Here is a 12,484-nt window from a genome sequence, read left to right as displayed (position 1 = left end):
GGGGTGGTCCGCCTGGGGGGGGGGGGGCGCGCGCCCCCGGGGGGGGGGCGCGGGGGGGGGGGGGGGGGGGCGCCCCCCCGCCCCCCCCCCCCGGGGGGGGCGGGGCCCCCCCCCCCGCCCTGTTTCACGTGAAACGTACGGCTCGACAGGCTCAGAGCCGGGTGACGTCCAGCTCGCCCTCCGCGTACTGCTTGCGGATCACCTTCTTGTCGAACTTGCCGACGCTCGTCTTCGGCACGGCGGGGATCACCGACCAGCGCTCCGGAAGCTGCCACTTGGCGATGCCCTGGTCGGCGAGGAACGCTTTCAGCGCCTCGTAGTCGACGTCGGCGGCGCCCTCCTTGAGAACGACGGTCGCCAGGGGCCGCTCGCCCCACTTCTCGTCCGGTACGGCGACGACGGCCGCCTCAGCGACCTCCGGATGGGCCATCAGCGCGTTCTCCAGCTCGACGCTGGAGATCCATTCGCCACCCGACTTGATGACGTCCTTGGCCCGGTCGGTGAGGGTGAGGTAGCCGTCGGCGCTGATCACTCCGACGTCGCCGGTCTTCAGCCAGCCGTCCTCGCTGAACTTGTCCTCGGGCCGCAGGTGCTCGCCGTCCGCCCCGCCGTAGTAGGCGGCGGCGATCCAGGGGCCCCGGACCTCCAGCTCACCGGCCGACGCGCCGTCCCACGGCAGGTGCTCGCCGCCCGGGCCGACCAGCCGCGCCTCGACGCCTGCGGGGAAGCGGCCCTGGGTGACCCGGTAGGGCCACTGCTCCTCCTCGCTCAGTCCGGCGGGCGGGTGGGCCATGGTGCCGAGCGGCGAGGTCTCCGTCATCCCCCAGGCGTGGCAGAGGCGGACGCCCAGCTTGTCGTACGCCTCCATCAACGAGGGCGGACAGGCCGCGCCGCCGATGGTCACGTTGGCCATGGAGGTGAGGTCGCGCGGGTGGGCGGTGACCTCGGCGAGGAGGCCCTGCCAGATGGTGGGGACCGCGGCCGCGTGCGTCGGACGCTCGCGCTCGATCATGTCGGCGAGCGGCGCGGGCTGGAGGAAGCGGTCCGGCATGAGCATGTTGACGCCGGTCATGAACGTGGCGTGCGGCAGGCCCCACGCGTTCACATGGAACTGCGGCACCACGACGAGGGTCGTGTCCTTGTCGGTGAGCCCCATCGACTCGGTCATGTTGACCTGCATCGAGTGCAGGTAGATCGAGCGGTGCGAGTAGACGACACCCTTGGGGTCGCCCGTGGTGCCGGAGGTGTAGCACATGGCCGCGGCCTGGCGTTCGTCCAGCTCCGGCCAGTCGAACGTGGTGGGGCGGTCCGCGATCAGCTCCTCGTACTCGTGCACGCGCGGCGTGACGTCGGCGAGGGCCGAGCGGTCGCCGGGGCCGGAGACGACGACGTGTTCGATGCTCGGCAGGTGGGGGAGGAGCGGAACGAGGAGCGGCAGCAGCGAACCGTCGACGATGACGACCTTGTCGTCCGCGTGGTTGACGATCCAGACGAGCTGTTCGGCGGGCAGCCGGAGGTTGAGGGTGTGGAGGACGGCACCCATGGAGGGGATGGCGAGGTAGGCCTCGACGTGGACCGAGTTGTTCCACATGAGGGTCGCCACCCGCTGGTCGCCGTCGACGCCCAGCTCGTCGCGGAGGGCGTTGGCCAGCCGGGTGGCGCGGCGCCCGATCTCGGCGAAGGTGATGCGGTGCGGTTCGGGTTCGCCGGTCCAGGTCGTGACCTGTGACTTCCCATGGATCGTCATCCCGTGGTGCAGGATGCGGGCGACAGTCAGCGGTACGTCCTGCATGGTGCTCAGCACGGCGTCCTCCCGGGGGCGCTACGCGGCAGTAAGGTTGCGCTGATTCTGCGCACATACCACGCGGTATGTCACTACTCGCGGGAGAGAATTCCTGTCCGGGACCGTATGCCGCCCCCGGCGCCGCCCCGAGCCGGGGGGGGGCGGGTCAGCGGACCGGAGCCAGCTCCGGGTCCTCGCGGAGCTTGCCGAGGGCGCGGGAGACGGCGCTCTTGACCGTACCGATCGACACGCCGAGCACCTCCGCCGTCTGGGCCTCGCTCAGGTCCTCGTAATAGCGCAGGACGACCATGGCGCGCTGGCGGTCCGGGAGTTTCAGCACCGCCCGCCACATCGCGTCGTGCAGCGACTGCTGCTCCGCCGGGTCGGGCGCCGGAACGGCCTCCCGCTCGGGCAGCTCCTCGCAGGCGAACTCGTCGACCTTGCGCTTGCGCCACTGCGAGGTGCGGGTGTTCACCAGGGCCCGGCGGACGTAGCCGTCCAGCGCCCGGTGGTCCTCGATCCGCTCCCACGCCACGTACGTCTTGGCGAGGGCGGTCTGCAACAGGTCCTCCGCGTCGCAGGGGTTCGCGGTGAGCGAGCGCGCGGTACGCAGCAGGACCGGCCCCCGGGCCCGTACGTACGAGGAGAACGACGCGTACGGTACGGGGGCGTGGCGGGCGGCGGTGGCAGAGGCCGCCCTGGAGGCGCCCGTGCAGACTGGCGTGGTCATGTACTCCACGCTAGGAGCGGAGGCCACCGAGGGGATCGCCCCCAGGTCCCGAAGCTCCGTCCGCCTCAGGTTGTAGGGGACGGCCGCTCCGCACCTCCTCCAGGTGGACAAGGCTCCGCTCCGCCCTCAGGGTCCGCCCCCGGGGCCGCCCCGGGGGTGGACGCCGCCGCGCAGCGCTCCGGGCCCGGCGCCGGTACGCCCGCACCCGCGGCGACCAGGGTCCTCCCCGCCTCCCGCCACCTGGTTCACCGAGGCGCCCCGGATCTGCCGAACGAGCCCCTCCCCCGGCCTCCCGCTCCGGTATCGCCCTCTTCCCTTCCTCGAACACAAGTACGAAAATAGCTCCATGGCCACCACCGACCGGCAGACCCCCACCCTGGTCCTCGCCCACGCCCTCGCCGCCGCCGGGCGCGGCCTCCCCGTCTTCCCCCTCTCCGCCGCCAAGGTCCCCGCCCTGCGCTCCCCCCACCGCGACGAGCGACGCCCGACGCCCTGCCGGGGCGAGTGCGGGCTGCCGGGCCACGGGGTGCACGACGCCACCACCGACCCCGCGGCCGTACGGGCCCTCTTCGCCGCCGCGCCCCGGGCCACCGGCTACGGCATCGCCTGCGGACGCGCCCCGCACCGCCTCATCGGCATCGACCTGGACGTCGACCCCGCGTACGGCGAGGACACCGCCGGCTCGCTCCGGCAACTGGCCCTCCACCACCTGTTCACCATCCCGCCGACGGTCACCGTCCTCACCCCGAGCGGCGGTCGCCACCTCTGGCTGACCGGTCCCGCCGAGGCGACGGTCCCCAACTCCGCCGGGCGCCTCGCTCCGGGCATCGACATCCGCGGCAGCGGCGGCTACCTGGTCGGCCCCGGCTCGGTCACGGACCACGGCCGCTACCGCCTGGCCCCGGGCACCGCCCATCTCGCCCCGGCGCCCTGCCCGCGCGCGCTGCTCCGCCTGCTCACCCGCCCCCGCCGCACGGCCGCCCCCTCGGCCGGCCCCGGCACCCCCCGGACCCCGGGCCGCCAGGGTGAGGGCCTGGTCCAGTTCGTCCTGGCCGCCCATGCGGGCCAGCGCAACACCCGCCTGTTCTGGGCGGCTTGCCGCGCCTACGAACACGGCTTCGGCGACGCGCTGGCGGGGGCCCTCACCGCAGCGGCCGTACGCACCGGCCTCCCGGAACACGAGGCCCGCGCCACGATCGCCTCGGCGGCGCGTCTGACCTCGGGTCGGGACGGACAGACGAACGGGGCGGCCTGACAGAACCGGGCCGGACCGGGCCGGCCGGTGGCCCCGGCGGTCGGCGCACGAAGAAGACGGGCGACGGCCGGGCCACCCGAACCAACCTGGGCGCCCCCCAGTCGCGGGCCGCACCGCCCCTCGCTCCGCGAGCCCTTCCGCAGGCTCCGCTCCCCGGGCGGTCGCGCCTGCCGTATCCGCAGAATGTGCCGTTCCGCGAACCCTGCCGGAAAGGCTGAGGCATTCTGTTTTCACCGCGAGCGAGCACACCAGGTGGCCCCCATGGTCAGGCAGGTACGAAATGAGCCTTATCGACGATTTCATGTCCAGATACATCAAAGAATACGATTTTTATAACCAAGCCGCACAGTTGGCTGCCCAGGTCCTGGAGAGGGATCTCCGAACCTCGGGAATCCGCTGCATCGTCACCCATCGCGCGAAGGACATTTCCCGGCTCGCCGATAAATGCCGCCAGCGCGCCACCAAGGGGATCTACAACGAGATCCAGGACATCTATGACGACATCGTCGACCTGGCAGGGGTCCGAGTCGCCCTCTACTTTCCGGGAGAACAGGAACAGGTCGACAAAATCGTCCAGCGGCTGTTTCATCAGCTCGAACCGAAAAGGGAGTTCCCCGCGGCGAGCCACCCGTCCCAGGACAAGCGATTCTCCGGGTATTCGGCGGTCCACTACAGAGTGCAGTTGACCGAGCAGGAACTCAGCGACGCCAACAAGAGGTACACGAAAGCACGGGTGGAGATCCAAGTCGCATCGGTGCTCATGCACGCCTGGTCAGAGGTCGAGCACGATCTCATCTACAAGCCCCTGGAAGGGGACCTGTCGAGCCAGGAACTCCAGATCCTGGACCAACTGAACGGCTTGGTCCTGGCAGGTGAACTCGCCCTGGAAATGCTCCAGAAGGCGGGAGAGAGCAGGGTCGCGACCACCGGCCGATCCTTTCTGAACCACTACGAGCTCGCCGCCCATCTGCTCAGCCAGGCAAACGGCCTCCTCGGAGAACCGGTCGAGGACTCGGGGCTCGGGCGCGTCGATCTGCTGTACGGCTTCCTGGTCGAGTTGAAGTTCGACACGGCATCACTGTTGCAGCCCTTCCTGGAGTCGCTTCACGGGAATCTGGAGGAGCGCCCCCTGGCCGAGCAGGTCATCGACGCCATCATCGCCGCGGACACATCCCGGTACGCCGTGTTCGATTCCATTCGAACGAGAATGGGGGAAGTGAAGGAGCCGCACGGTTCCGCCCGCGCCTCCCGCAACCACGAGATGATCGGACGGTTCATGATCGAATGGGCCAGGTTCGAGGGAGTCGTCCGCGACGCCGTGCCGATGGAGGCGGAAGACGCCGCACTGATTCCCCTGACGCGGCTGCTCCGCAAGATCCCCCACCTGGACGATGTCACACGTCGAGAAATAGACAACTTGCGGCGGATCCGGAATCAGCTGGTGCACGGCGTCAAGGTACCCGGATCGGCTTTCCCCTCGGAGGCGCTCGAAAGGCTTGAAGCCGTAACGACGCGACTGAGCAGGCAAGGAGAAAGCTGAGGGGCGGGCTTCCACGGTTTTCACCGACCCGGAAGAAGAAAAGCTTCCGCGCCCGGCAGAATATCTCCTGCGGCCGGCCCGCCGGCCCGCCTGCGCGTGCACGTGCGCTCGGCGGTGGGACGGGGTGCCGGGCACCCTCGGACCGGCAGGCACCGGGCCCCCGCCTCCCCCGGCACGTCTTCCCGCACCGGGGGCCCGGAGCGAGGAGCCGGGAAGAAACGCGGTTTCCCCGGAGCCGTGACAAGAAAACGGCCTCTGACCGGGTCACCTGGTCAGAGGCCGCGCACCTGCGGTGGGTGTGGGATTTGAACCCACGGTGACATCGCTGCCACGACGGTTTTCAAGACCGTTCCCTTAGGCCGCTCGGGCAACCCACCTGCACCCCGCCCATCAGGAACGGAGCGGCTACAGCGTACCCGGCTCACGGGCCGTGAGGGGTGGTGGTCCGTGGTAGGGCCGCGGCCGTTCGCACCCCTACCACTTTCCGGGTCCATCGGCGTGCCGCCCTGGGAGGTTCGGCGACCGGAACGCAAGGTGATGTACACGTACGGAGTGACCACAACCTATGCATCGCCACACATACGGGTGAGTGTCGGATGCGGTCCGCAGGGTACGAAGCCGCTGCCCTCGCACCGGCGGCAGAACGGCCCCGCCTGCGGAACCGGGGTCAAAAGCCCTGGCAGCAGCGGTTTGCGTGAAGGAACGGTGGTGCGGGAGGCGTTTCCGGTCACCTTCGATCAGCAACGTGAGCGTGTCTGAACCAACCTAAACGTCCTTTTTGTTCAGAATGTCACTCACTGCCCCAGTTGAAACTAGGAAGTTCCCTTACCGAGGAGCATGTCATGCAGGTGCGCGAGTGGCTCCCAGACCAGCCCACCCGTATCGGCCGGCACGACTGGCCGGACGAGGGGGACAACGGGACGCACACGCGACTGCGAGCCGGCTCCATCGTGGTACTCGACCGGCAGGCGTGGCGGATTCTGGAGATCGACGGCTACCCGGGCGACCGGTGGCCGGACTCCTACGAGAAGGCGTGGCGCGACCACGTGGAACTGTGGTGGCACGCCAACGAACTGCGGCGGGCCAACAACCAGGCGGTCAAACCGGCCCCGGAACGGACCGAGTTCTACAAGCGCCCGGTGGTGCTGGTGCTGCGCAACGAGAACCTGCCCCGCTCCGCGTCCAAGCACTGGTGCGCACCCGCCAGCCACGACTGGCACATCCTCCCCGAGCACTACGCCGTCTGCCGCGCCTGCGGCGAACTACCGCCCTGCCGCCACGGCGAGTACCGCTGGGAAGGCGGGCCCCGCTCGCCGGAGCAGAACGGCGGCATCCCGCTCATGGTGCCGGAGAACTGCTGCATGGGGTGCGCCGAACCGATCAAGCCGCGGGTGCGGACCGTGCGCTTCCCGGGCCCCAACCTCTGGTACCCGGACCTGGGCAAGGACACGGCCGTCTTCCACGCCCGCACCTCCTGTGCCGACCAGGTCGACTGCTACCGCATGCAGTGGCAGGCCGAGTACCACCCCCGCCACCCCGGGCCCTCCGCCTCCCCCGTCGCCTCCGCCACCCCCGCCTTCCCCGGGTTCGAGCACTTCGTCCTCCCCCGGACGCGGCAGGCGCGGGACGCGTCCCCGCACCTCGACCAGGCGCCCCGGCCTTCGCCGTCCGTACCGGCCGCGTCGGCATGGCCGGATGAGGAGTGCACCTCCACGACAGGTGACTTCGGCACCGTCCACACCTGGTCCGAGGGGCGTCGGGAGGCGCCGGTGTCCGGCCCCCCGGCGCCGCCCGCACCCGAGCCGTCGTACCAGCCGGCGCCCGCGGCCTCCGGCGCGCCCGCGGCGGACCCGGTGGCGCCTCGGCCCCCGGCGGCGGCCGAGGCGCCCGCGCCCGCCGCACCGGCCGCGCCCCCCGCCGAGGACGTCGAGCCGGCGCTCCGGTCCGCCCGGGAACTGGGCCTGGCCCTGGCGGAACGCCCGGCCTTCCACAACGCGGAGCAGGCGGCCCGGGTGATCGAGGAGTTGACCGCCGCGGTCCGGAACATCGCGCTCTGCCTGAACAACCCGGCCGTACGCGAGCGTTCCTGACCCGGGGGCCCGGCCCGGCCCCCGCCACGGCGGTCCTCACGTCCGTTCCCTCCGGCCGCCCGGGCGACCCGCTCCCCGGCGGCGGTCCCGTCGCCGTACCGGCCGACGGGCCGTCAGGACCGCGTGGGAGGAGGGCCGGCCCGACGCGCGGGGCGTTCCCGCCCGGTCAGCTGTCGCCCTCGCGCTGGCCCAGGGTGACTTCGACCGTGGCCTCCTTGCCGTCGCGCTCGTACGTCAGGGTCACCTTCTCGCCCGGCTTGCGGGTCCAGATCTCGCCGATCAGGGTCGGGCCGCTGTCGATCACCGTGTCGTTGAACTTGGTGATCACGTCGCCCCCCTTGAGCCCCGCCTTGGCCGCCGGGCCGTTCGGGGTGACGGCCGGGGTGCCGCCCGCGCCCTCGGTGGAGATGGCCGCGCCGCCCGTCTTCTCCTCCATCGAGACCGTCGCCCCGATCACCGGGTAGACCGGCTTGCCCGTCTTGATCAGCTGTTCGGCGACGTTCTTGGCCTGGTTGATCGGGATCGCGAAGCCGAGGCCGATGGAGCCCGCCTGGGACTGGCCGAGGCCGCCGCCCGTCGACTGGATCGCGGAGTTGATGCCGATGACCGCGCCCGTCGCATCCAGCAGCGGGCCGCCGGAGTTGCCCGGGTTGATCGAGGCGTCCGTCTGCAGGGCGCTCATGTACGAGTTCTTGTTGCTCTGGCCGTCCCCCGAGGCCACCGGGCGGTTCTTCGCGCTGATGATGCCCGTGGTGACCGTGTTGGAGAGGCCGAAGGGCGCGCCGATCGCGATCGTGGAGTCGCCGACCGCGACGCCCTCCGAGTTGCCCAGCGGGAGGGGCGCCAGCCCTGACGGCGGGCTCGTGAGCTTCAGGACGGCCACGTCGTACCCCTGGGCCCGGCCGACCACCTCGGCCGCGTACTTCTTGCCGTCCGAGAAGGTCGCCGACAGTTCGCCGGACTCCGCGGCGGAGGCCACGACGTGGTTGTTGGTGAGGATGTGGCCTTCCTTGTCGTACACGAAGCCGGTTCCCGTGCCGCCCTCGCCGTCGCCGCCCTGCGCGTCGATGGTGACCACGCTGGGGAGCGCCTTCGCCGCGACCCCGGCCACCGTGCCCGCCGGGCGCTTCAGGTCCTTCGGGGTGTCCGATGCCGCGACCGTGGTCGAGCTGCCGGAGGAGCCGCCGTCGTTGCGGTCGGCCGCCCAGAAGCCGAGGGCGCCGCCGACGCCGCCCGCGACGAGCGCCGCCACGGCGACGGCCGCCACCAGACCGCTCGCGCGGCCCCTGCCGCCCCTGCGGTCCGGGGACTCGGGGCCGGGCGGGATGGGGGCGCCCCAGACCGGGCCGTGGCCGCCGTGGCCGCCGTTGCCACCGGAGGTGTGCCCCGCGTTCCCGCCGGCGTACGACGGCACGGCGGGCGGGGGCGGAGGCCAGGAGGCGGCGCCCGTGGGGAGGTCGGGCGCCGCTCCGTACGGGGAGCCGTGGGACGGCTGGGGGGGCTGGGACGGCGCCGGCTGGACGCCCTGGGCGTAGGCGGGTGCCGCGGTCGGAGCTCCGTGTGCCGGTGCCCCCTGAGGCGCCGAACCTCCCTGGTACGCCGGAGCGCCCTGGTGCGTGGGGTTGTGCCGCGGCGCTTCGGCGTACGCCGGGGCGGCCGGCGCCGGGGCTCCCGCGCCGGAGGCGGGCGGGGCGGCGTCCGGCGCGTCCGCGTCGTGCCCGGGGAGGCGGGCGGTGTCCTGCGCCGCGTCGTGCGCCGTCGCGGCAGGCTCGGATGCGGCGCCCCGGACCGGATCCGCCGGAGCCGGCGGCACGGGAGCGTCGGCCGGCACGGGAGGTGCGGACGGAACGGACGGCACGTTCGGTGCCGCGTTGCCCTCGTTGCCCTCGTTCTCGGTGCTCACAGCTCTCTACTCCTCGGTTCCACTCGGCATCCAGTCGGCGTTCGGCAAGAAATCCGCTGTGCACGTGTCTGCGGTCAGCTTTTCCCACGACCCGTCGGGCCACTGTAAGCAGGACCTGTGCATCCGCACACCAATCTTTACATCAGACAAAACAGACCCCCAGGGTGACATGTGCTCAACCGTTCCCCCGGCGGTGACACCATGACCCGGGTGACCCACGCACGGCAGCGCAGCGCGCGCACCTCCATCCAGGTCATCGCCCACCGCGGGGCCTCCGAGGACGCCCCCGAGCACACCCTGGCCGCCTACCGCAAAGCGATCGAGGACGGTGCCGACGCTCTGGAATGCGATGTCCGGCTCACCGCCGACGGCCATCTCGTCTGCGTCCACGACCGGCGGGTGAACCGTACGTCCAACGGACGCGGCGCCGTGTCGGCCTTGGAGCTCGCCGACCTCGCCGCCCTCGACTTCGGCTCCTGGAAGGACCGCGAGGAGTCGCCCGACTGGGATCCGGTGCCGGGCGAACTCACCTCCGTACTCACCCTGGAACGGCTCCTGGAGCTGTTCACCGAGGTACGGGCGACCGGGCGGCGGCTCCACCTGGCCATCGAGACGAAGCACCCCACCCGCTGGGCCGGGCAGGTCGAGGAACGGCTCCTGCGGCTGCTGAAGCGGTTCGGACTGGACGCCCCTCCCGCCGACGAGCCCTCGCCCATCCGCGTCATGAGCTTCTCCGCCCGCTCCCTCCACCGCGTCCAGGCGGCCGCGCCCGCGCTGCCCACGGTCTACCTGATGCAGTTCGTCTCGCCCCGCATGCGCGACGGGCGGCTGCCCGCCGGCTCCCGGATCGCGGGGCCCGGCATGCGGATCGTGCGCAGCCACCCCGGATACATCGAACGGCTGCACCGCGCGGGCCACCGGGTGCACGTGTGGACCGTGAACGAACCGGCCGACGTCGACCTCTGTGCCGACCTCGGCGTCGAGGCGATCATCACCAACCGCCCCAAGCAGGTTCTGTCCCAACTGGGTCGCATTCCGTACGAATAACAGTGCCGGAAACGCCCCTCACGCTCCCGACCTCGGACGTTACGGGTTGTGCCCCGGCGCATTCACTGTGCGGTCATTCGTCACGAGTGCGTCACCGGCAACGGGTTGGCCGGTTTCCGGCCCCGCTCGGTGGGGCATCCAACCCGTGGCATGGGGCAAAGGAGGTCTCGGGGGTGGCGTTGGTGGTGGCACACGAGGTGCCCGCGTCGTCGAGCATGGCCATTCCTCATGGCCCTGCCGGCGTGGGGCAGGCACGGCACCGGATGCGCGAGCAGTTGCGCGGCAACGGGGTGTCGGACGCGGTCGTCGACGACGCTGTTCTGATCCTTTCCGAACTTCTCAGCAACGCCTGTCGGCACGGCAGGCCCCTGGGACGGCACACCGACGTCGGCGACGGGGACATCCGCGCCGCGTGGCGAGTGGATCCCGCCGGCGCCCTCACCGTGGAGGTCACGGACGGCGGGGGCCCGACCCGTCCGGTTCCGGCCACCCCTTCGGTCACCGCGCGCGGCGGCCGAGGGCTCAACATCATCAGCGCCCTGGCCCAGGAGTGGGGCGTACGGGACGACGCGCCCGGCGAGGTCACCGTCTGGGCCCTGGTCGCCGCGGAGAAACCGCCCGGGGACGGGGACGACGGCTCCGACGCCGCCCCCGGCGCGCAGGGCCTCCGCGCGAACGGCGCCGGTACGAACGGGGGCGGCGCCCACACCATCGGCGGGCTCACCGGTTTCGAGGGCCTGGACTTCTCCGACGCCTTCGACGACGCGAGCTGAGCCCGCGCGGACAGTTCGGGCCGGACCTCGCGGACGCGCGGGAGAAGAGAGGGGGACGCGGTCGGCGCCCCGCCGGCCCCGCGGCTCCGGGTCTCGCGGACGTGCGGGAGAGGGGCGCACCGAGTCCCCGCGGGCGGACGCGCGGACCGGCCCCGGGGGGACGGCCCGAAGGCGTACGGGGCGGGCGGGGCTCAGCGGGCGGCTAGGCTCGCGCCGAGTCCGCACTGTCGCAATCGGGAGAACGCCCACCATGGCCAAGAAGCGCCCTCAGTCCAAGGCCGGGAAGCCGCAGCTCAAGGACGGTGAGATCCCGGTCGTCGGGGCCCGCGAGCCCTGTCCGTGCGGATCGGGCCGCCGTTACAAGGCGTGTCACGGCCGCGCCGCCGCCCAGGCCGTGACCGAGCTGGTCCACCGTCCGTTCGAGGGGCTGGCGGGCGAGTGCGACTGGGTCGCGCTGCGCGAGTTGGTGCCCGCCGCCACGGTCGGGCTCACCCTGGAGGGCGGGCTGCCCGAAGGGGTTCCGTCGGTGACGCTGGCGACGGTCCTGCCGATGGCCTGGCCCGCGCTGCGGCGTGACGACGGCTCCGTCCTGCTCGCCCTGCAGAACGACACCTCCTCCGGCGACCTCAGCCGCGACCTCGCGGACACCCTGCAGCGTGCGCTGGAGGCAGAGCCCGGCTCCCCGGTCGCCGCCCGCCGTGTGCCGGCCGACGGTCCGCGCCTCCAGGACCTCCTCACCCCGGACGCCGCCTTCGAGCCGGTCGTGCACACCGGGTTCGAGTTCTGGGTGCCGGACGCGGAGAACGCCGCGCCGGAGGTGGCGGCCTCGCTGGAGCGCGCCAACGCCGCCGCGATCCCGACGACGCGGCTCTCCGGCGTCGACGCCGCGTACTGGTGCGAGACCCCGGAGAAGAACCACCTGCGCTGGGTCATGCCGCACCCCGAGGAGCAACTCCTCGACGCGCTCGCCCGGCTGCACGCCGCGGGCGCCTCCTCGCTCGGCGACGACACCCGCCTGGTCGGGTCGTTCCGGGCGCACGGGCTCGTGGTCCCCGTCTGGGACCTGCCGAGCTCGATGGGAGCCGAGGCGTGCGAGAAGCCCGCCGTCGAGTTCGCCGAGCGGCTGAAGAACGCCCTCGCGTCCGACGCGCCGCTCACCGCCGAGGAGCGCCGGGCCCGGGGCGGCCTCACCAACCGCCAGGTGACCCTCAGCTGACCGTGGCCCCGGACGCCCCGGACGGTGACCCGCGTCACAACTCGCCGTACCTGTAAGTAAATCGGCGTCCCTACAGGCGAGATCGAATTTGCGAACAGCAGATCTCTTGTTACGGTTCTAAAAGCCCGGTCGCTGGTGCATCCCCCG

9 protein-coding genes and 1 tRNA gene are annotated in these 12,484 nt (G+C 72.0%); 6 read left to right on the top strand and 4 right to left on the bottom strand.

Going from position 1 to position 12,484, the window contains the following annotated elements:
- Positions 1 to 151: 151 nt before the first annotated feature.
- Positions 152 to 1,804, bottom strand: a complete 1,653-nt coding sequence (locus ACH4K1_RS13820; RefSeq protein ID WP_398089259.1) for a long-chain fatty acid--CoA ligase — start codon at positions 1,802 to 1,804, stop codon at positions 152 to 154.
- Between the two features lie 145 nt (positions 1,805 to 1,949).
- The gene (locus ACH4K1_RS13815; protein ID WP_228991803.1) at positions 1,950 to 2,513 is read right to left on the bottom strand and encodes a SigE family RNA polymerase sigma factor; all 564 of its coding nucleotides are present in this window, start codon (positions 2,511 to 2,513) and stop codon (positions 1,950 to 1,952) included.
- Positions 2,514 to 2,859: 346 nt separating this feature from the next.
- On the opposite strand from ACH4K1_RS13815, the gene ACH4K1_RS13810 reads away from it, so the two are divergent.
- Positions 2,860 to 3,768 (top strand): bifunctional DNA primase/polymerase, encoded by a 909-nt coding sequence (locus ACH4K1_RS13810; RefSeq protein WP_398089257.1) that lies wholly within the window; start codon positions 2,860 to 2,862, stop codon positions 3,766 to 3,768.
- Between the two features lie 280 nt (positions 3,769 to 4,048).
- Positions 4,049 to 5,308 carry a GTP pyrophosphokinase family protein gene (locus tag ACH4K1_RS13805; protein WP_398089256.1) on the top strand — a complete coding sequence of 420 codons (1,260 nt, stop codon included), beginning with the start codon at positions 4,049 to 4,051 and terminating at the stop codon, positions 5,306 to 5,308.
- A 290-nt stretch (positions 5,309 to 5,598) separates the two neighbouring features.
- On the opposite strand, the gene ACH4K1_RS13800 is transcribed toward ACH4K1_RS13805, so the two are convergent.
- Positions 5,599 to 5,685, bottom strand: a tRNA-Ser gene (locus ACH4K1_RS13800).
- A gap of 465 nt (positions 5,686 to 6,150) precedes the next feature.
- On the opposite strand from ACH4K1_RS13800, the gene ACH4K1_RS13795 reads away from it, so the two are divergent.
- A complete protein-coding gene (locus ACH4K1_RS13795; RefSeq protein ID WP_398089254.1) occupies positions 6,151 to 7,398 on the top strand; it encodes a hypothetical protein in 1,248 nt (415 codons plus the stop codon).
- Positions 7,399 to 7,564: 166 nt separating this feature from the next.
- On the opposite strand, the gene ACH4K1_RS13790 is transcribed toward ACH4K1_RS13795, so the two are convergent.
- Positions 7,565 to 9,301, bottom strand: coding sequence for a S1C family serine protease (locus tag ACH4K1_RS13790; protein ID WP_398089252.1), 1,737 nt, complete (start codon positions 9,299 to 9,301; stop codon positions 7,565 to 7,567).
- A 201-nt stretch (positions 9,302 to 9,502) separates the two neighbouring features.
- On the opposite strand from ACH4K1_RS13790, the gene ACH4K1_RS13785 reads away from it, so the two are divergent.
- From ACH4K1_RS13785 to ACH4K1_RS13775, 3 genes are all read left to right on the top strand, one after another.
- On the top strand, positions 9,503 to 10,348 hold the full coding sequence (locus ACH4K1_RS13785) for a glycerophosphodiester phosphodiesterase (protein ID WP_398089251.1): 846 nt from the start codon (positions 9,503 to 9,505) through the stop codon (positions 10,346 to 10,348).
- Positions 10,349 to 10,434: 86 nt separating this feature from the next.
- On the top strand, positions 10,435 to 11,121 hold the full coding sequence (locus ACH4K1_RS13780; protein WP_398089249.1) for an ATP-binding protein: 687 nt from the start codon (positions 10,435 to 10,437) through the stop codon (positions 11,119 to 11,121).
- 250 nt (positions 11,122 to 11,371) lie between these two features.
- Positions 11,372 to 12,337 (top strand): DUF5926 family protein, encoded by a 966-nt coding sequence (locus tag ACH4K1_RS13775; protein WP_398089248.1) that lies wholly within the window; start codon positions 11,372 to 11,374, stop codon positions 12,335 to 12,337.
- Positions 12,338 to 12,484: the final 147 nt, after the last annotated feature.

This window comes from Streptomyces sp. NPDC017448 (genome assembly GCF_044330565.1).
In the GTDB taxonomy this organism is placed as follows: Bacteria; Actinomycetota; Actinomycetes; order Streptomycetales; family Streptomycetaceae; genus Streptomyces.
Note: the sequence above shows the minus strand (reverse complement) of the source record. Positions and strands in the feature narration are given on the sequence as shown.